A 21,383-nucleotide genomic window follows, 5' to 3' on the forward strand; every position below is an offset into this window, starting at 1 on the left:
GGAAAAACGATTATTGAATCTGATATTTCAGTTGTTGCTCAACGCTTTCTAATACTTTATCGATTGGTGCACCCTGCATAATGGAAGGCATTTGAGCAGCAATTGCAGCATCGACTTCATAGGTATACATACCATAGTTCACAGCTGGAATTTCGGCAGCCCACTTGTTGAAATCTGAGTAAATCTTTTGCTTGTTAAAGTAGCTGTCTTCGTATTGGTAAGCTTGTGTATTACCTGCTGGCAAGTATGAACCTACCGCACCCTGCTTCTTAAGAATTTCATTGTAGAATTCTTTATCGGAACCAAACGTTTTGCTCAAGAAGTCGATAGCCGTATCTTTCTCTTTTGAAGCATTCAGTACATACCAGCTTGAACCACCAAGGTTAGAGCTGTTTACTGCGCCTTCTACATTCAGACGAGGTGTTGGCGCAACGGCCCACTGACCTTCTTGCCCTTCACCAGCTTTCACTGACGCGGTAATCCAAACGCCTGTCGTAATAGAAGCAACCGTACCGCTATTTACTGAGCCTACCCATTCAGACCAACCGATGGTTGGACGAGCGATGTCAGTGGTATGAAGGTCGCGGAAGATCTTGATACCTTCAGCAAGTGCTTTGTTGTTAGCAATGTTAAGGCTACCGTCTTGATTAAAGTACCAACTGCCCGCACCCTGAATCATGATACGCAACAAGCCAAGATCTGATGGGTTATTCCCCAACATAGATACGCCTGTTTTCTCCTTCACTTGCTTACCGATTTCAATGAAACGGTCCCAAGTGATGTCTTCCATATCTTTAGCACTGAACCCTGCTTTTTCTAGAATATCTGTGCGGTAGTAAAGACCAGTAACACCCGTGTCAAACGGCAAGCCGTACACGTCATCACCGATAGTCATCACATTGACTTTGTACGGAGCGAACTGAGAATAATCGACCTCATTGGTCATAGGGGCAAATGATCCTGGGTACGACTGCAAATATTTCTGAGCGTTGTAATCTTCAATCAACACCACATCTGGTAACGCCGATGTAATACCTGACGCAAGCATGGTATGCAACTTCTGCTCGATGTCAGCTTTCGCAAAATCGACCACTTTGATGTTTACATCTTCATGGCTTGCTTCATATTTCTCAGCAGCTTCTTGCATGATGGCAACATTAAAGTTTGGATCCCATGCCCAGACAGTGATGTCTTTCGCGAGTGCGGTTTGACTGAAACAAGCTAGACCTACTGCAGAGGCCACTAATCCTTTAATCATTTGCTTCTTCATAACTGTTATTCTCATTTTTTGTAGGGATTTTTGCTTCCGCTTGGAAACGTTTACACAGGGAAATTAGCATTTATTTTTGAGAAATAAAGGGGCGAAGATGGGATTTTTGATCTATTACCGCTAGAAATTGCGTACGTTGTGGGGCTGATCACTTTCTTAATAGAATTATTAGCAATTAATCACAATATGCAACTGACTGCTATATTTGGATACGTTAACAATTATTACATCACGATTTAGTGTAATCCTTACCACTACAATCTATTTTCGTGCAGTGATGACAAGATGGCTTCATAAATGCTGTCTTTCAACCAGTGAATTTTTTCGTTCAGATGCGACTGTTTTTTCCAAATCATCGAAATATCGAAGTCGGCAACAGGAACCGGTGGTGGGGAGGCTGTCAGGTTGCTTTGAATGAGATTAATTTTAGCCATTTTTTCAGGAACGATAGCAAACATCGCTCGACCAGTAACCAGTCGGCCTATGGTGAGAAAATTACGGGAAACAGCGGTGACCTCACGTTTTAGACCAATGGATTCCAAATGCTTATCTACATTACTGCTGAAATTACCTTCTGGGCTGACTAAACAATGTGGCAGAGAAGCAAACGTCTCCGTATCCAATTTATCGACTTTAACTAAGGCACTATCGTAGATACATACATGCTTCTCAGTGTAGAGTTTTTGTGCGCGAAATTGTGGGTCTAAATCCGGGATGCTACCTATCAAAATATCTAGGTTTTCCTGCTCACTGACCGATCGATAATTGTGACGGTTAACATTAATAAAACTGATTTTGGCCTCAGGAGCTTGTGAAACAACAGCATCATAGATAGTGGGGGCAAAAATGAACTCCGCATAATCCGTTAGCCCTATCTTACAAATTCCTCGATAGTGCTTTGCGAGGAATTGCTCTGCCGGCAAAACGTTAAATTGTACTAGATTCAGTATTTGTTCAATCGTTGGATAGAGCTCCGATGCTCGCTCTGTTGGTACCATTTGATGATTTTTACGCTCAAACAAGCGATCATCACACAAGGTCCTCAATTTCGATAAACTATGACTCATTGCCGATTGGCTTACAAAACATTTCTCGGCGGCCACCGATACACTTCGTGTTTGATAGAGATGGAAAAACACTATTAACAGGTTTAGGTCAATGCGTTTCCAATCTATTTTCTCTCGTCCCATTTTATTCATAGTACGTATCAAAACTATTAATTTGAATCATTATAGAACAATCAGTAGCATCAGAGTCAATCGAACTTGTCCTTTTCCGCATAATAGGTGCGCAGGTGTCCACATTAAGTAATGAATCTTCAAACAATCACTCAAACAGCAAAGAATCGTTGTTTGTCATATTCAAGATATTTTTTGCGCTAGGTTGGGTGAGCTTTGGCGGTCCAGCCGCGCACATTGGCTACTTTCGCAATACCTTCGTTGCAAAACTGAATTGGCTAAGTGATGAAGAGTACGCGCAAATTGTTGCGTTGAGCCAATTTCTTCCTGGGCCAGGTTCGAGCCAAGTAGGTTTCGCGGTTGGCTATCAGCGAGCTGGAATTGGTGGCGGCATGATGGCTTTTCTGGGTTTCACTCTCCCCTCTGTTATATTGATGCTGGCTCTTGCGATACTAAGTAGTCAACTCACAGAGTCTCACTATTTCCAAAATGTGGTACACGGATTAAAACTGCTCGCGGTATTAGTTGTTGCTGATGCGACGTGGGGTATGTACAAGAATTTTTGCCGCTCCAAACTTACGGTGTCTATTTGTATTGCAACGGCAATAGCACTGTTGCTGTTGCAAAATATTACCGCTCAAATTGTGGTTTTGCTGGTTGCCGCTTTATTAGGTATGCGCTATCTAGCGACCACTGATTCCCCCCGCCCCTCTAGCAAGCTGTCATTGTCAGTCTTACCTATCGCCTGTTTTGTTGCGCTACTTGTCGTCTTACCATTTATCGGTCAATGGTCACCATCAATCGCACTCTTCTCTGATTTTTACCAAGCTGGCAGCCTAGTATTTGGTGGAGGGCACGTAGTGCTTCCATTGCTGCAAAACATCGTTGGTGACCAACTGACCCAAGACAGTTTCTTGACTGGTTATGCGGCTGCGCAAGCTGTTCCTGGCCCGATGTTCACCTTTGCCACCTATATCGGCTATGAGCTTATGCCTTCCTCTCCTATTTGGGGGGCGATCGTAGCCACACTCGGTGTGTTTATGCCTGGCTTTTTATTACTTGTTGGTGTTTTAAAAAACTGGCAACAGCTCGCCAAAATACCAGCGGTGTCTGGTGCTTTAGTGGGCGTAAACGCGGCCGTGGTAGGTCTGCTGCTCTCCGCTCTTTATCAGCCTGTTTTTACCAGTGCGATATTTAGTGCACACGATCTTGCTTGGGTACTTTTAGGGGCACTGCTAATGAAACCGTTTAAATTGCCTATTGTTTGGATGGTGGTGTTCTTCGCATTAGCAGGCTTATTGAGTCCAGCACTCGTAAGTTTAATCTAAATCAATTATCAATCCGATTTTGGGTGATTTTCCTCGTCAGAATCACAGCTTAGTCATACACTAATTATTGAGGGGAATTCCCCTTAATATAGTTTCAAAGCAATAAAAGGGCTTTATATCGACGGACAGTGATTAGGCAGCGGCACGCCTACACAGATTAGGGGGTGAGTTATGAGAAAGGAAAGCTCTAACATGAGCCATCGTCGGAATCTAAGCCGAGGTTCGATTAACGATGAACTAAAGCGTGCGCACCATGCGATTAGTCCCCACGCTCCCGAAATCGTCAGAATCTCAGTGTCTCTTTTTGACGCTCAGCACGTCAGATTGAATACGTTTGCCCACAGCACATTGGAAGGTGAGCCATTAGTTCGCTATAGTGCGCCTATTAATGCTCACTCTACGCTTGGACAGCTAGCCTGTAGACACAAACATCGTGTTATCAATGATATTCCATCCACTCTAACTGAGACATCTCAGCATTCACGCTGGTTGCTTAAACAACCTTACTCCGCCTCATTAACACTGCCAGTCCTCAATGATGGCCACTTTACCGGTTTGCTATTCCTAGACGCTAATAAGCCGCATTTTTTCGATAATACAACGGTCGATCAGTTAACGTCATACACTAGCAACCTTGCTAACGCCATCAATGAACAGCGTCACTATATTGATGCGATGACAGATATGGGGTACACCGTTCGCAGTACAAACTTTGATCACCTAGATGAAAGCCTCGATCATGCTTATCGAGTCGGTCAGTACGCAAGACTAATCGCTCAGCATGTGGCTGATTTGTATGAACTCGATGATGAGACGATTGACCATATTGTGCATTCTGCTGAATTGCACGACATTGGTAAGTACTCTTCGCTTAGTTCAAGACAAAGTTCTCCATGGCAAGAAACTTGGCATAGTAATGTCGTGATGCAAGGGCAAATTCAGCAAGGCTTAAACCTCGTCAACCAACTAGCGAAACAGATACATGAAAAGCAACATGCTTGTATGTCGTTGCTGCAAGATATTATCCGATATCATCACGAATATTTAGACGGTTCTGGTGCACCAAATGGACTGAGCCACGCAGAAATTCCAATTGCGGCTCGTATTGTTACCGTTGCTAACATTTTTGATGCGCTCACCAGTCATCGCTATTACAGTGAATCTTGGTCTTTGATCCATGCCTTGTTAGAGCTAGAAAAGATGGTGGCATTAGGCAAAATTGATAGTAATTGTGTGCACGCTTTGCGCTGCCAGCAAGACGCCATCAAGCTTATCATGTATTCCACCCATGTTCCTTGGCAGTAAAAAAAGGCATCACTCGATCCGATAGTCTTTTGCGACTCAAGCGCATCGTTGGAGTAAAAACTCCAATAATGTGCTTGAGACCACAATAATCCACCGCTAGCATCTTGCGGTAGACATCCATTGTGACTAGTATTGTAATGTTAACAACATATTAACATTACAATAACTATAAATTATCGTTCTATACGAAAACGGAGTTCAGGAATGATACTGCCTAATGAAAGCACTCTCTCGAGTTGTACCCTACCGCCGCCCAACGAGATGATACTAAAGTGGGCGCAAGAAAGACCGAATGAAGTTTACTTAAAACAAATTATCAATCGTGAGTTTGTCGAATACACCTATGCAGATGTCGCAGACAAAGCCTTACGCCTAGTTTCTGCGCTGCGTGGTCTTGGTATTCAGCCAGGTGAAAAGGTCGCACTTATTTCAAAAAACTGCGCCGAGTGGTTTATTTGTGATTTAGCAATGATGCTGGGTGATTACATCAGTGTACCTATTTTTCCGACTGCAGGAGCCGACACCATTGAGTACTGCTTGACTCATAGTGAAAGTAAGGCGTTGATTGCAGGGAAACTTGATGATCCTAAAGCAACCAGTTCAGTTATCGAGTCTTTAAGCGACTTAATCACAATCTCGCTCCCGTATGATACCGCACCTGATTGCCAGCACACCTTCAATCAATTAGTGGCTAACAATAAACCAAGTGAAGAGCGACCGGTACATTATGATGACAAACTTATGTCCTTGGTTTATACCTCTGGTACCTCTGGGTTGCCAAAAGGAGCAATGTTGACCTACGGCGCATTTAGCTGGTCGGTACAAAGGTTAATTGACCACATTGGTATTGAGCCTAACGACCGTCTGTTCTCATATTTACCACTGGCTCACATTACTGAGCGAGTATACATCTTTGGCTCGTCAGTGATGGGTGGTGTACAAACAGCCTTCCCAGAATCTTTAGATACCTTCATTGAAGATGTGAAGATGCAGCGTCCCACACTGTTTATTTCAGTGCCTCGATTATGGACACTGTTCCAGCAGCGTATTCAAGATAAACTGCCACAAAAGAAGCTCAATATTCTCCTCAAGATACCGTTCGTCAATTCGTTAATTAAGAAAAAATTGGCTGATGGCTTGGGCCTTGACCAAGCACGGGTTCTTGGTTGTGGTTCAGCACCGGTACCACCTGCTTTACTAGATTGGTATCACAGTGTTGGGCTGAACATCACCGAAGCTTGGGGCATGACAGAATCATTCGCTTACAGCACCATTAACTACCCATTCAGAGCCGATAAAATAGGTACGGTGGGGAATGCAGGTCCAGGTATCGAGCTGATGATTGCTGATGATGACGAAATTATGGTTCGAGGCCAAGGTCTGTTCTCTGGCTACTACAAAAATGATATTGCAACGCAAGAAGCATTTGATAGTGAAGGTTGGCTGCATACTGGAGACATCGGTGCTATTGATAGCGAGGGCTATCTCACCATTCAAGGCCGCAAAAAAGATACATTCAAAACGGCGAAAGGTAAGTTTGTTGCCCCAGTACCGATTGAGAAAAAGTTAGCGGAATACAGCCGAGTCGAGATGATGTGCTTGATTGGTTTAGGTTTGCCTGCGCCTATACTTCTTGTTGTACCTCACGACTTCCCTAACTTTGACAAGGCTCGCTATGAGCGTACCGCCGAACGTGTCGTTAAGCGTATGAACCAAGAGCTTGAGTCTCATGAGCAAATCAAAGGTGTGCTTATGGTTAAAGACCCGTGGAGTATTGAGAATGGCTTGCTAACACCAACACTGAAAATCAAACGCCACTTGCTTGAGCAGAAGTACCATGAAGTTGGTCATAGCTGGCCTAAAGACAAACTCGTCGTTTGGGAACAATAACCCCATTGCGTATTAGATAAAGGCGACGACAGTCGCTTTTTTATTGGTATTACCAAAATGACCTTTGAAGTTCTCGCTTGGCATCGATAGGCGCTGATCAAGGCAATAAAAAACCCGCCATAAGGCGGGTTTTATCAGTCAAAGGAAAAGACGAATTACTTCTTCTCTTCTTTTGCTTTAGCAATAACTTCTTCAGCAACGTTTGCAGGACAAGCGCTGTAGTGTGAGAACTCCATAGAGAACTGACCACGACCAGAAGTGATTGTACGTAGGTGACCGATGTAGCCGAACATCTCAGATAGAGGAACGTCAGCTTTAATACGAACACCAGTAGCACCAGCTTGTTGGTCTTTGATCATACCACGACGACGGTTAAGGTCACCGATTACATCACCAACGTTGTCTTCTGGAGAGAACACGTCAACGTGCATGATTGGCTCTAGAAGTTGAGCACCAGCTTTTGGCATAGATTGACGGAATGCACCTTTCGCTGCGATTTCGAATGCGATTGCAGACGAGTCAACTGCGTGGAAACCACCGTCGTATAGTTCGACTTCAACGTCTAGCGTTGGGAAGCCAGCTAGAACACCAGTTTCCATCATAGATGCGAAACCTTTCTCAACTGCAGGCCAGAATTCTTTAGGTACGTTACCACCAACAACTGTTGAAGAGAACGTGAAGCCAGAGTTTGGCTCACCTGGTTTGATACGGTAGTCAATCTTACCGAACTGACCAGAACCACCAGACTGTTTCTTGTGCGTGTAGCTATCTTCAACTGCTTGAGTGATAGTTTCACGGTAAGCAACCTGTGGTTGACCTACTTCAAGCTCAACGCCGTAAGTACGCTTCAGGATGTCTACTTTGATGTCTAGGTGAAGTTCACCCATACCTTTCAGGATAGTTTCACCTGAATCTTCGTCAGTCTCAACCTGGAATGATGGATCTTCTGCAACCATCTTACCGATCGCGATACCCATTTTCTCTGTAGAACCTTTGTCCTTAGGAGAAACAGCAATAGAGATTACTGGTTCAGGGAAGATCATTGGCTCAAGAGTACACTCGTGCTTAGGATCACATAGAGTGTGACCAGTTTGAACGTTCTTCATACCAACAACAGCGATGATGTCACCAGCTTGTGCAGTAGTTAGTTCGTTACGCTCATCTGCTTGCATCTCAACCATACGGCCGATACGCTCAGTTTTACCAGTTGCAGAGTTAAGGATTGTGTCACCCTTGTTCATTACACCTGAGTAGATACGGATAAACGTTAGAGCACCGAAACGGTCGTCCATGATCTTAAATGCTAGAGCACGTAGTGGCTCATCAGCAGATACAGTTGCAACTTCGCCAGTTGGTTCACCAGTTTCTGGATCAGTTAGAGGCTGAGGATCTACTTCAGTTGGAGCTGGTAGATAGTCAACAACTGCGTCAAGAACTAGCTGAACACCCTTGTTCTTAAATGCAGAACCACAGAATGTTGGGAAGAATGCTAGGTCACGAGTACCTTTACGGATACAACGTTTGATGTCGTCGATTGAAGGCTCTTCACCTTCCATGTACGCTTCCATTAGGTCATCGTCTTGCTCAACTGCAGTTTCGATAAGCTCTTCACGGTACTGTTCAACTTCGTCAACCATGTCAGCTGGAACGTCTTGAATTTCGTAGTTTTCTGGAAGACCAGAGTCATCCCACACGTATGCTTTACGGCTTAGTAGGTCAACAACACCTACGAACTCTTCTTCACGACCGATTGGAAGAACCATTACTAGTGGGTTAGCAGCTAGTACGTTCTTAACTTGGTCAACTACGTTGAAGAAGTCTGCACCCATACGGTCTAGTTTGTTAACGAAGATGATACGAGATACTTCTGATTCGTTAGCATAGCGCCAGTTAGTTTCTGACTGAGGCTCAACACCACCAGAACCACAGAATACACCGATACCACCGTCTAGTACTTTCAGAGAACGATATACTTCAACTGTAAAGTCAACGTGTCCAGGAGTATCGATAACGTTTAGACGGTGATCGTTCCAGAAACAGCTAACTGCCGCTGATTGGATAGTAATACCACGCTCAGCTTCCTGTTCCATGAAGTCAGTAGTTGATTCACCATCATGAACTTCACCAGTCTTATGGATTTGGCCAGTCAGTTTTAGGATACGCTCAGTTGTTGTGGTTTTACCCGCATCAACGTGCGCGAAAATACCAATATTTCTGTATTTTGATAAATCAGTCATCGTTTTACTCTGTTAATAGGATATAAAATGCGCGCAGAGTATATCACAATCTGTCAAGACGGATAGCTTTGCGTGCATTCGTATTAAAAAAAAGTTATGCCTTCTCGGCGTACTCGGGTATCAAATAGAGCTAAAACGCCTCTAAACGCTTGTTACACCTAGCTTCATCCGTGTTGGCGGCTGTTGTTAGTTCGCAGTTAATTTTAGCTGCTCTTCGTGATTTTTCGATGTTATTTTGAAAAATCATACATTTTGTTGGCGATATTCTACCTAATTTTTCGCAAAAACCATCATTAAAGTTCATCGAAAGCAGAAATCGCTTCGGATAGCTTCTTGACGCCGTGAATTTGCATCCCTTCAATACCACCTTTTGGCATGTTTGCAGCGGGAACAATCGCTTTTTTAAAACCGTGCTTAAACGCTTCCATTAACCGCTCCTGTCCGCTCGGAACAGGGCGAATTTCACCAGCTAGACCCACCTCACCAAACACCACCACATCTTTAGGTAATGGACGATCTCTAAAGCTGGACAGTAGTGCCATGACCAACGCAAGATCAGCACTGGTCTCTGTTACTTTGACCCCACCAACCACGTTTACAAACACGTCTTGATCAGCCATTTGTAATCCGCCGTGTTTATGTAGCACCGCTAACAGCAAAGACAAACGGTTTTGTTCAAGACCGACGGCAACACGGCGTGGGTTCGCTAGTTGACTGTAATCGACCAATGCCTGAATTTCGACCAATAATGGACGCGTCCCTTCCCACACCACCATCACAGAACTGCCCGAGGTTTCTTCTTCTCCACGAGAAAGGAAAATCGCAGAAGGATTACTGACTTCCTTCAATCCTTGCCCTGTCATAGCAAACACACCAAGCTCATTGACCGCACCAAAACGGTTTTTGTGGCTACGCAGAGTTCTAAATCGGCTATCCGTCCCACCATCGAGTAACACAGAGCAATCAATAATGTGCTCTAACACTTTAGGTCCAGCCAATGTACCATCTTTGGTCACGTGACCAACGATAAAGATTGCAACGTTGTTCTGCTTGGCATATCGGGTGAGAGCCGTGGCTGATTCTCGTACCTGAGCAACACTACCTGGCGACGACTGAACATCGGCCACATGCATCACTTGAATCGAGTCAATGACCATGAGTTTTGGTCGCTCTTTCTCAGCGACTTGGCAAATGCGATCGACGTTGGTTTCAGATAGCATCTTTAAGTGCTCTTTAGGCAACCCCAAACGAGACGCGCGCATGGCGACTTGCTGCAAGGACTCTTCACCAGTGACATAAAGCGTTGGCATTTGCGATGATAACCAGCACATTGCCTGTAAAAGCAATGTCGACTTACCTGCCCCAGGGTTGCCACCAATAAGAATAGCGGCACCAGGAACCACACCACCACCAAGAACACGGTCTAACTCTTTAAAGCCACTGGTAAAACGAGGCACCTCTTGCAAATCAATCTCAGACAGAGTTTGCACAGTAGACTCCGTCGAACTCCCAGCGTACCCCGTCAACCGTTCATTACGCGCGACTTGAGGCGATGCGGCTAAGCGCACTTCGCTGATGGTATTCCAACTTCCACAGGCGTTACATTGCCCCTGCCAGCGTGGGAAATCTGCACCACAGTCATTACATACATAAGCTCTTTTCGCTTTTGCCATTTTTCACTCAACCCGTCACGATAAATACTCAACCAAATGCAATCCATTGCACTTTTTATTGAGAAATGTATTAATTTTCGAAAGTGTTCGACGATAATTTGTCAAGAATCGACAGAAATCTAAAAATAGACCCTAGAATTACCTTATATTTATCAGTAGATAATATTAAGATTTTCGGCATGGTAGCCGATATAACAGTTTCACGCTGTACTATTTCTTGATGACACTCATCATCTTTAAGGGACACTTTAACAAAACTCATGCAGCAACCTGAAATACTTTCCATCGCAGAGCGCTTAATCTCAGCCTATCACGCCGAAGACTTTGAATATGTTCTTAGTCAGGTCACCGAGGGGGAATCTCCCTCAACAAAACTACTGGTAAAAATGGAACTCAACCGTCTGATGGCACCTTGTCATAAGAGAATCGATCTTCGAGGACGAGTGACCAGCAATTGTCACGAATATCAACTCAATGGACTGGCTCATTGGCTCGATGACCGTGCGTTTGATAGCTATCACCAGCTCACGAAAAAGTTTGGCGGTTATACTGAGGGTGTTTGGGAATCTTTAGTTAACAAAAAGACCTTAAGCAACTTGGGTGATGAACAACGTGCTGCTCGTGAAGGCGAGCTCACCGACTCACAAAGCCCATATTTAGCGGATGCGATAAATCTAGGCTATGACTTGAAGCGTAAAGAGAACCGCCTCAAATTTGAGTCTCAAGTGTCGATTCAATTGGAAAATGGCGACACAGTGACGGGTCTTAGCGTTGATCTCTCCAGTTCAGGCGCTAAATTCAAAGTTCCAGGCACTTTTGATTACGACTTGGGTCAAGTCATCAGCATCAGTTTTGATGAGTTAGCACAAACCAGTCAGGTTAAAGAAATCACCAAACCGATTGAATATCGAGTACTTGGTGTCGACGGCCTGCACGGTGTCTCTCCGGTAAAATATCTTAGAACGCTTCGACTATCTCGGACCAATGCGGTCGAAATGGTGGTTGAGAAACTGCTAAATACCGAATCGAAAAAAATCCGTCACGATAATCAAGATAGAATCATTCGAGCTCGCACTCGAGGTTTCGAACATAGCTATCTAAAGCATGCCTGTAACCTACCGCTATTTTTTAGTGGTAATGAACTAAAAGTGGCATTACTTACTGAGAATAATCAAGATATCTGGCGCTATTGGCACGATGAGCGCAATCAACAATCATTGAGTGCGTTATTTTCCAAAGAAAGAATGGAGTTATTGGTCAAAGCGGGGATTAAAGGATGCAGTAATGTGCTGTATACCTTTACTCATGAGCATCAAGGAATGACCTTATTTTATTCCATGATGATGCCTGAAGCTGATCGCCAAGAACGCCAGTTATTCTGGCATATTGGCGGACGTCGTAGCAGTTGGAAAGCGTTCCGCTTATCGGTCTTTGAGCTATCAGAAGAAGATGTCACGACCATCTCACATAACTACAGTGAATTGGTCAACGGCAGTGAAAAGCTCACTCACTTTGGTATTCTTCAGGAGATCAGTGATGTAAGCTCAGCGTCTGATTACTTGTTTACTGAAAAGCCTCGCCTTTCAGCAAACAGTCTAAACCGATTTCGACATCCTAGAAAAGTAGAAAGCCAGCCAAGAGGCTTATACTTCGATGCCCAATCAAGACGTAAAGAACTAAGATATCAATTCAGCACCCCTTTGCTAGTGGAATGTGAAGACAAGACGACGATTCGTGGAAAGACACTTGATCTCTCCAAGCGAGGGGCAAGTGTAGAGCTCGTGGAACCGATACCAGTAAAAACCGGTGCGGTAATCTCAATCGATTATCTAGAACTCAAACGCTACAACGAACGATTGCCATTAAATCGCGTCCCTTACGAAGTAGTGCGCCTATCTCCCGATCATAAAACCGTGCATCTCTCTATCGTTGAGTCTGGAAAAACCATCAAAACCATTGCCTTTTTCAATGGCATGATTGAAAACAATCAAGATAAGTTGATTGCTAAACAAGAATTGCTGCCAAGCTCAGCGCTGCTTGAGTCTTTGCACAATGTTTTATTGGCTAAAATGGTTTCTACACCTATCTACATTGATAAGCGTGGTCCTTCAATTAAGAGTCGTACCGTTGGGGTTAACTTCCCGCTTCCAAGCTATATGCAGTTTTTAGAGCGCATTGGACACAATCAAAAATTTGCACTAGAACCTATTTTCAAAGGACGCAGCAATACCTTAATCGCCGAGCCAATGAAGAAAAAGCCAGGCGCGAAACCGGTCTACCATGAACTGTATATTGGTGTATTGAAGCTAGGAGATCGCATCCAGTCGATTCATACCAAATTGCGAGAGGACTTTGAATCGACTCAGAAGCGTATTGCGTTCATTAAAGATGCATTGAGCATGGGCGAGCTGTATGTGTTAAGAATCTCTTCAGGCCCCGTCTATGACGCCCTCACAACCTTAATGAAAAAAGACATCAATGAGCTCTTGTCGTTAAGTTTGAGTCATGCACGCAACTTAGAAAATGAAATGACGTCAATATGTGGCTACTGTGAGCTTATTGATATTACTGAAGAAGTATTGATTCGGTTAGAGTTAAATCATTAGAAATAAAGGGCGCTCACTGCGCCCTTTACTGTATTGTGGTTACCAATGAATACGCTTTTGTCTCGCCAGCAGTCCTGACAGCACACACACCACCCCACCTAAACCCGCATGATTAATCGCTACTTGGGCTTGAGCTTCTACCTTAGGCTTAGCATGGTAGGCAATGCCTAATCCTGCGGCTGACATCATCACTAAATCATTAGCACCATCACCAACGGCAATCGTATTGTGTGGTTCTACATCGTATTCCTCGGCTAACTCCAGCAAAATATCGGCCTTGGTTTGCGCAGAGACCACTTCGCCTAACACTTCACCGGTTAGTTTGCCATTTTCAATCGCCAGAGTATTCGACTGGGCAAAATCCAAATTCAGTTTCTGTTTTAAAAAATCTGAGAAATAGGTAAATCCGCCTGACGCAATGGCTGTTTTCCAACCGTAAGACTGAAGCGTTTTAAGCATCTCTTCCAATTCAGGCATCAACGGTAACTGCGAACGAACCTGTTCAAGAATCGCTTGATCTGCTCCTTTTAGCGTCGCTACGCGTTGGCGCAGGCTTGCCTCAAAGTCCAACTCCCCTTGCATAGCACGTTCCGTCACTTCTGCGACTTGCTCACCGACACCCGCTAACTTAGCAATCTCATCAATACACTCGATTTGAATGGCCGTTGAGTCCATATCTAAGACAATGACCCCAGGTTTGTTAAGATCAGGCACATCACACAGTGCCGCACAGTCCACTTTTAACTCATTAAGAATCACTTTATGCTCGGCGGTCAACTTGCCATCCATCAGCGCAACTTCGTATGCCCCTACCTGCCAAATATCCAAAATGCGACCAGTTTCACCAATATAAAAATCCATATCATTGAAAACATCTGGCGATAAATAGGGCGAATACATAATCCAACTGGCCTTGTTCTTTTCCAGTTGATGAGACAAAAGTGTCTCAGGAAAACGTTCCTTCAACGGAATACGTTTGGTAATCACTAACGGCCTTACAGCGTCCATGGCTAATCCTTCCTTTAAAAAGCTCCTGAAACGTTAACCTATTGCAATTTGGTTGTGCAAGTATCAATATGAACCAATCGGTAATTTCATAGTACTTTTAAACTTATATGGACGGCTCGTTGTTTTCATTTCGCAACTTTTTAAGGCTAGTAGCATTATGCTTGATCGCTGCTATGGTGTTTTTCATCACAACGAATAGCGTGGTTATCAGTAAAGGTAATGAACGCATTCAAGCCAACCAGCTAGAAGTGCTTTCTAAGATCTTGATCTCTCAAGCTTCGCTTTCAGCAAGGCAAATGCTCATCGATCAAGACCAAGAACGTCTGGGCGCCCTCACTAACCAACTAGCACAAGAACGACTTGTTTTAGACGCCACTGTTTACGATTCAGAAGGGGTAAAAGTAGCCGCAAGCACAGACGCCAAAAGTGTACGTGAGGTATTAGGACTTGATACACCGCTCTCCACTGCCAGTATTGGCCGCCAACAGTTGGTAGAGCCCATTATTAACGATCATACCATCATTGGTTTTGTGAGAATTACGTTTGAAACCGGGAAAGTTACCGCCATTTCCGATCACCATTACCGTAAAAGTGATCGCTTCATGTACATGATGATCTTAATGAGCTTTATCTCTGGTGTGTTACTTATGGTCATTATCCGAAAACAGCCAAAGACCAAAGGGGAAAATTTACTGCTGAAGCAGTAACTCGCTATAGCACTTGCTCTTCGTCTATAAACATTAAAGCCTCGCAAATGCGAGGCTTTAATGTTGTTAGTACCAGATTATGCTTATTCCGCATCACCTAATAGTACCGAGTCTAGGGCAATTTCCATCATTTCATTGAATGTCGTTGCACGCTCTTCTGATGTGGTTTGCTCACCGGTCTTAATGTGGTCAGACACAGTACAAATTGCTAACGCTTTTGCACCGTACTCTGCCGCTACACCATAGATACCCGCCGCTTCCATTTCAACACCAACAATGCCGTATTTATCCATGACATCAAACATCTCTGGATCTGGAGTGTAGAACAATTCAGCAGAGAACAGGTTACCAACTTTAACGTTGATGCCACGAGCTTTCGCAGCTTCTTCCGCATTTTTTACCATGTGGTAGTCAGCAATCGCCGCAAAGTCGTGATTCTTAAAGCGAATACGGTTTACTTTAGAGTCCGTACATGCACCCATACCGATCACAACATCGCGTACTTTAATATCTTCGTTAACTGCACCACAGCTACCAACACGGATAATTTTCTTAACACCGAAGTCCTTGATAAGTTCAGTCACGTAAATAGAGCAAGATGGAATACCCATACCGTGACCCATTACAGAGATACGACGACCTTTGTAAGTACCTGTATAACCGTACATATTACGTACGTCACACACTTGTACCGCATCATCTAAAAATGTGTCTGCAATGTATTTTGCACGGATTGGATCACCCGGCATTAACACTACGTCTGCAAAATCACCCATTTCCGCATTAATGTGAGGAGTAGCCATGACTGTTTCCCTTTATTCTCAGTTTTCATTTCTAGGAATCAGATCCTAGAAGTCAGTAAAATGTACAACGCTCAAGCGAAACTTGAGCGTTGTTCGTCAATAATTATAGGAAGTTCTTTCCGTAATCCATTGAAGATGTACCAAAGTAACTTGCAAGACTTTGACCAATATCAGCAAAGCTATCACGAAGACCTAAAGAACCTGCCGGAACCTTATGACCATAAACAAGAACAGGAATATGTTCACGTGTATGGTCCGTACCAGGCCAAGTAGGATCACAGCCATGATCAGCGGTTAGAATAAGAACGTCGTCTTCTTTCATCAGTGCAATCACTTCATCAATGCGCGAATCGAAATATTCAAGCGCAGCGGCATAACCAGCAACGTCACGACGATGTCCAAATGCTGAATCAAAATCAACGAAGTTAGTAAAGACGATAGTGTTATCACCCGCTTCTTTGATTTGTTCTTTGGTTGCTTCAAATAGCGCCGGTATGCCTGTGGCTTTCACTTTCTTAGTAATACCACAATTCGCGTAAATATCGGCAATCTTACCGATAGACACTACTTGTCCTTGCTTTTCTTCAACCAGCTTAGACAACACCGTCGGTGCTGGTGGCTCAACGGAAAGATCACGACGGTTACCAGTGCGCTCAAATTGCCCTTTACCAGGACCAATAAATGGACGCGCGATAACACGACCAATATTGTAATCCTCAAGCTCTTCACGAGCGATTTGGCAAAGCTCAAGCAAGCGATCTAAGCCATAAGTTTCCTCATGACATGCAATTTGGAAAACAGAATCCGCTGAGGTGTAGAAGATAGGTTTTCCCGTCTTCATATGCTCTTCACCCAAGTCATCAAGCACTTGAGTTCCTGATGCATGACAGTTTCCTAGAAAACCATCTAAACCCGCTCGCTCTAGAATTCGGTCCGTCAGCTCTTTCGGAAAACTGTTTTGTTTATCCGTAAAGTAACCCCAATCAAACAAAACAGGAACACCTGCAATTTCCCAGTGCCCAGACGGGGTATCTTTACCAGACGACAGCTCTGCTGCGTGACCGTAAGCGCCGATAATCTCGGTATCATCACGAAGCCCTTGCGCCAAAGCGCCTGTAGACTCTTTATGCGCCATCGCTAGGCCGAGCTTGCTTAAATTCGGAAGTGCTAGTTCACCGCTACGCTGATCGTTATCAGCTAACCCTTTTGCACACTGCTCTGCAATATGACCCAGTGTATCTGACCCGACATCACCAAATTGCTCAGCATCGGCAGCTGCGCCAATGCCAAATGAATCTAATACTAAAATAAATGCGCGTTTCATAATGTCTCCTCACCCTTATGCGAGATCTTCCGCTCTAATTTGGCGGTATACACAAGGGGTTTCAATATAAGCTTGTTCACCAATGGTTATTGCCGCTTTCAATGCATTCGCCGCCACTTGCCATTGCGCTTCGTTGCGCGCATGGATAACCGCTAGAGGCTTATTTGCGCTGGCTTGTTCACCTAATCGAATAAATTGGTCAAAACCTACCGCGTAGTCGATCGTATCCGTTGCCACTCGGCGACCACCGCCCATGCCAACCACAGCCATACCGATCGCTCGAGTATCCATCGCTGAAACAATACCTTCATTGTCAGCGTATACTGGTTTGATAATGTCCGCTTTCTCTAGGTAATTATCATAGTGTTCAACAAAATCAGCTGGGCCACCTAGCCCTTTAACCATCTTACCAAAGCACTCTGCTGCTTTACCGTTATCCAGCACTTCATTGAGTTTCGCCTCTGCTTGCTCTGTATTCTCAGCCAGTTTCGCTAACACCAGCATTTCACTACAAAGCGCCATCGTCACTTCATACAAACGAGGGTTACGGTATTCACCAGTTAGGAATTGAACCGCCTCGCGAACCTCTACTGCATTACCCGCAGAAGAAGCAAGTACCTGATTCATATCGGTAAGGATTGCCGTAGTCTTAGTACCAGCACCGTTAGCTACCGCTACAATAGATTTTGCCAACTCTTCCGACGCTTCGTAAGTTGGCATGAATGCACCAGAGCCAACTTTGACATCCATGACAAGTGATTCAAGACCTGCGGCTAGCTTCTTAGATAAGATAGACGCGGTGATCAAGGAGATATTGTCCACCGTTGCCGTAATATCACGAGTGGCATAAACACGTTTATCCGCAGGTGCAAGATCACCGGTTTGGCCAATAATGGCAACGCCCGCCTGTTTCGTCACTTCACCAAAAACGTCATTGCTTGGCGTAATGTTATAGCCAGGAATAGATTCCAGCTTATCCAACGTACCACCTGTATGACCTAGGCCACGGCCTGAGATCATTGGAACAAATCCGCCGCACGCTGCAATCATTGGGCCAAGCATTAGTGACGTCACATCACCGACACCGCCGGTTGAATGTTTATCAACAATCGGGCCGCCGAAGTTCATATGACTCCAATCGATAACCATGCCAGAGTCACGCATTGCACAAGTCAGAGCAATACGCTCTGGCATAGTCATTTCATTAAAAAAGATAGTCATCGCGAAGGCCGCAATTTGACCTTCAGATACGCTGTCGTTTGCCACACCTTGAATGAAGAAGTTAATTTCTTCTGCAGTTAGTTCTTGGCCATCGCGTTTTTTACGAATAATTTCTTGTGGTAAATACATTAGCACCTCCCCAGTCTAAGCTTGGATTATAGGGATAGAGGGAATAATGGTGGCTGCAACTCAGCCACCATCCAAAGGACTCAGATTAATAAGCAGATGGATCTGCTGTTTCGTCTGTGACTTCTAATGTATTTAATAGATTAGTCAGTAGGCTTGACGCACCAAAGCGGTAGTGCATGTTGTCCGCCCAATCGGCACCCAGAATGTCATCAGCCATTGCTAGGTACGCTGCTGCATCTTCGGCTGTACGTACGCCGCCAGCTGGTTTGAAACCCACTTTCTCAGCAACGCCCATATCACGAATCACTTCTAGCATCATGCGCGCATACTCTGGAGTTGCGTTTACTGGCACTTTACCTGTAGAAGTTTTAATGAAGTCTGCGCCTGCTTTGATACAGATTTCTGACGCTTTTTTGATGAGTGCTTGTTCTTTCAGTTCACCCGTTTCGATGATCACTTTTAGCAGGATATCACCACACGCTTGCTTACACTGCTTAACAAGTTCAAAACCGACTTCTTCGTTGCCAGCCATTAGAGCACGGTATGGGAATACCACGTCCACTTCATCTGCGCCGTAAGCGACAGCAGCTTTAGTTTCAGCGACGGCAATCTCAATGTCATCGTTACCGTGTGGGAAGTTTGTCACAGTCGCAATACGTACTTCTGGTGTACCTTGTTCGCGTAGCGTTTTCTTAGCAATAGGAATAAAGCGAGGGTAAATACAGATCGCCGCCGTGTTACCCACAGGCGATTTTGCGTCATGACAAAGCGCGATCACTTTTTCATTAGTGTCATCATCATTTAGCGTCGTTAGATCCATAAGTTTTAGTGCACGTAGAGCTGCTGCTTTTAAATCGCTCATTTCTATCTCCGGTCAATATATTCAATTAATTACCTGACAAACTCGTCAGCAATAAATGAACGGACTTGGTTCCTTGAAGACTCGGTTCAGCGATTAGGTTAAAGCTGAATACCAATTGCTATCCTTGTCACCGCACAGTACCTGCTCGTTAAAATCACCTGATTCCTATCTTGGTGAGAACTGGCTCTGGCTACATAAAGCTTCGTAAAAACACGAAAGAATTACTTAGTAGCCTATACAGTATAGGACTCTCGTTCAAAACGGTAGAGCTGATTAAAACGCAAACGGTTTGCTTCTCAAAAAACTTCCATTCAGTCGTTGAACCGCTTATCCAGTAACGATTCATTAGGAATTATCTGGCTCCTAAAATTCAAAAAGCCCCGCAGCAATTTCTTGCTACGGGGCGATTTAATATGGCGTCTATATACTAATAACCTTTACGCGAGCAATTACATGCCAGCTAGAGTTAGACAGAAGCCTGCAATCGTTGCAGCCATCAAGTTAGATAGCGTACCAGCGATTACCGCTTTCACACCCATGCGAGCGATATCACCGCGACGCTTAGGCGCAAGGCTACCCAGACCACCGAGTAGGATTGCGATAGAAGAAAGGTTCGCAAAACCACATAGAGCGAATGAGATGATTGCCTTAGTTTTCTCAGAAAGAACAACTGGTGCTGCTTCGCTTAGGTAAGGGGCAAACTGAGAGTATGCTACGAATTCGTTCGCAACGGTCTTCATTCCGATGAACTCACCCGCGATAGTAGCTTCAGACCATGGCACACCTAGTAAGAATGCTAGTGGAGAGAAAATCCAACCTAGAATCATTTCTAGACGTAGTTCAGGCATACCAATCCAGCCACCGATGCCACCAAGCATACCGTTAACTAGAGCGATAAGACCGATGAATGCGATTAGCATCGCGCCTACGTTAAGCGCCAATTGAAGACCTGCTGATGCACCGCCCGCTGCTGCGTCGATAACGTTAGCTGGCTTGTCGTCGCCTTCTGCGCTCATGTCGTGTAGCTGCTCGATTGGCTCTTCAGTTTCTGGCTTGATGATCTTAGCGAATAGAAGACCGCCTGGTGCTGCCATGAATGATGCTGCAACTAGGTACTCGATTGGCACGCCCATTGATGCGTAACCTGCTAGTACACCACCGGCGATAGAAGCTAGACCACCACACATTACTGCAAATAGTTCAGATTGTGTCATCTTAGGTACGAAAGGACGCACAACTAGAGGTGCTTCTGTTTGACCTACGAAAATGTTAGCTGCTGCTGACATAGATTCCGCACGAGAAGTACCTAGTGCTTTTTGCAGGCCGCCACCAAGAATCTTGATAACCCACTGCATAACACCTAGGTAGTAAAGTACCGAGATAAGTGCTGAGAAAAAGATTAGTGTCGGTAGTACACGGAAAGCGAAGATGAAACCGCCGCCGCCGAATACTTCAAACATTTTACCTGATACTAGGCCACCAAATAGGAATGACGTACCGTCATTACCGTAGTTGATCACGTTAGATACAGCGTCAGAGAAGCTGCGTAGTACTTCTTGTCCCCAAGGAACGTAAAGAACGAATGCACCTAGTGCAAATTGGATAGCAAATGCGCCACCCACAGTTCTGATATTAATAGCTTTGCGGTTTTCTGAAAGCAGTACTGCGATTGCAATAAGTGCGACCATACCAACCAGGCTCATAAACAGGCTCATAGTTTATGACTTCCTTATAATTAATAATTTGGCGTGTAACAAAATTTGAAGCTCAAAAGCGGGGGCGATTATACAAACCCACAGAAAAGAAAGTAGTACCCCCCTCACACTTTCGTCTTGAACACAT

At 44.5% G+C, this 21,383-nt stretch carries 15 protein-coding genes; 5 read left to right on the top strand and 10 right to left on the bottom strand.

Annotated elements, in window-relative coordinates:
- Positions 1 to 10 precede the first annotated feature (10 nt).
- Positions 11 to 1,270 (bottom strand): ABC transporter substrate-binding protein, encoded by a 1,260-nt coding sequence (locus VTH8203_RS00185; RefSeq protein ID WP_096991829.1) that lies wholly within the window; start codon positions 1,268 to 1,270, stop codon positions 11 to 13.
- A 254-nt stretch (positions 1,271 to 1,524) separates the two neighbouring features.
- Positions 1,525 to 2,469, bottom strand: a complete 945-nt coding sequence (locus tag VTH8203_RS00190; protein WP_096991830.1) for a LysR family transcriptional regulator — start codon at positions 2,467 to 2,469, stop codon at positions 1,525 to 1,527.
- Between the two features lie 149 nt (positions 2,470 to 2,618).
- Here VTH8203_RS00190 and chrA point away from each other — a divergent pair, with 149 nt between their 5' ends.
- The 3 genes from chrA to VTH8203_RS00205 all read left to right on the top strand — a co-directional run bounded on the left by chrA (position 2,619) and on the right by VTH8203_RS00205 (position 6,971).
- Entirely contained in the window at positions 2,619 to 3,776 is a 1,158-nt protein-coding gene (gene chrA, locus VTH8203_RS00195; protein ID WP_096992174.1) for a chromate efflux transporter, read from the top strand.
- Positions 3,777 to 3,968: 192 nt separating this feature from the next.
- Complete coding sequence (locus VTH8203_RS00200) at positions 3,969 to 5,081, top strand: HD domain-containing phosphohydrolase (RefSeq protein ID WP_158296033.1); 1,113 nt, start codon at positions 3,969 to 3,971, stop codon at positions 5,079 to 5,081.
- 204 nt (positions 5,082 to 5,285) lie between these two features.
- On the top strand, positions 5,286 to 6,971 hold the full coding sequence (locus VTH8203_RS00205; RefSeq protein ID WP_096991832.1) for an AMP-binding protein: 1,686 nt from the start codon (positions 5,286 to 5,288) through the stop codon (positions 6,969 to 6,971).
- 155 nt (positions 6,972 to 7,126) lie between these two features.
- Here the strand turns inward: VTH8203_RS00205 and fusA are convergent, their stop codons facing one another.
- Together fusA and radA are read right to left on the bottom strand one after the other, a co-directional pair.
- Complete coding sequence (gene fusA, locus VTH8203_RS00210) at positions 7,127 to 9,208, bottom strand: elongation factor G (protein ID WP_096991833.1); 2,082 nt, start codon at positions 9,206 to 9,208, stop codon at positions 7,127 to 7,129.
- 293 nt (positions 9,209 to 9,501) lie between these two features.
- Positions 9,502 to 10,881 (bottom strand): DNA repair protein RadA, encoded by a 1,380-nt coding sequence (gene radA, locus VTH8203_RS00215; protein ID WP_096991834.1) that lies wholly within the window; start codon positions 10,879 to 10,881, stop codon positions 9,502 to 9,504.
- A gap of 260 nt (positions 10,882 to 11,141) precedes the next feature.
- On the opposite strand from radA, the gene VTH8203_RS00225 reads away from it, so the two are divergent.
- A complete protein-coding gene (locus tag VTH8203_RS00225) occupies positions 11,142 to 13,487 on the top strand; it encodes a PilZ domain-containing protein (RefSeq protein WP_096991836.1) in 2,346 nt (781 codons plus the stop codon).
- A 39-nt stretch (positions 13,488 to 13,526) separates the two neighbouring features.
- Here VTH8203_RS00225 and serB read toward each other — a convergent pair whose 3' ends face one another.
- Positions 13,527 to 14,495: a phosphoserine phosphatase gene (serB, locus tag VTH8203_RS00230; RefSeq protein WP_096991837.1), complete on the bottom strand. Its 969-nt coding sequence runs from the start codon at positions 14,493 to 14,495 to the stop codon at positions 13,527 to 13,529.
- 107 nt (positions 14,496 to 14,602) lie between these two features.
- On the opposite strand from serB, the gene VTH8203_RS00235 reads away from it, so the two are divergent.
- Positions 14,603 to 15,202, top strand: coding sequence for a YtjB family periplasmic protein (locus VTH8203_RS00235; RefSeq protein WP_096991838.1), 600 nt, complete (start codon positions 14,603 to 14,605; stop codon positions 15,200 to 15,202).
- Positions 15,203 to 15,285: 83 nt separating this feature from the next.
- Here the strand turns inward: VTH8203_RS00235 and deoD are convergent, their stop codons facing one another.
- From deoD to VTH8203_RS00260, 5 genes are all read right to left on the bottom strand, one after another.
- Entirely contained in the window at positions 15,286 to 16,005 is a 720-nt protein-coding gene (gene deoD / locus VTH8203_RS00240; protein WP_096991839.1) for a purine-nucleoside phosphorylase, read from the bottom strand.
- Between the two features lie 103 nt (positions 16,006 to 16,108).
- Positions 16,109 to 17,329 carry a phosphopentomutase gene (locus VTH8203_RS00245; protein WP_096991840.1) on the bottom strand — a complete coding sequence of 407 codons (1,221 nt, stop codon included), beginning with the start codon at positions 17,327 to 17,329 and terminating at the stop codon, positions 16,109 to 16,111.
- Positions 17,330 to 17,344: 15 nt separating this feature from the next.
- Positions 17,345 to 18,679 carry a thymidine phosphorylase gene (gene deoA, locus VTH8203_RS00250; protein WP_096991841.1) on the bottom strand — a complete coding sequence of 445 codons (1,335 nt, stop codon included), beginning with the start codon at positions 18,677 to 18,679 and terminating at the stop codon, positions 17,345 to 17,347.
- Between the two features lie 85 nt (positions 18,680 to 18,764).
- Positions 18,765 to 19,541, bottom strand: coding sequence for a deoxyribose-phosphate aldolase (deoC, locus tag VTH8203_RS00255; RefSeq protein ID WP_096991842.1), 777 nt, complete (start codon positions 19,539 to 19,541; stop codon positions 18,765 to 18,767).
- 449 nt (positions 19,542 to 19,990) lie between these two features.
- Complete coding sequence (locus VTH8203_RS00260; protein WP_096991843.1) at positions 19,991 to 21,256, bottom strand: NupC/NupG family nucleoside CNT transporter; 1,266 nt, start codon at positions 21,254 to 21,256, stop codon at positions 19,991 to 19,993.
- Positions 21,257 to 21,383 lie beyond the last annotated feature (127 nt).

Source organism: Vibrio thalassae (genome assembly GCF_900089835.1).
GTDB classification, from domain to species: Bacteria; Pseudomonadota; Gammaproteobacteria; order Enterobacterales; family Vibrionaceae; genus Vibrio; species Vibrio thalassae.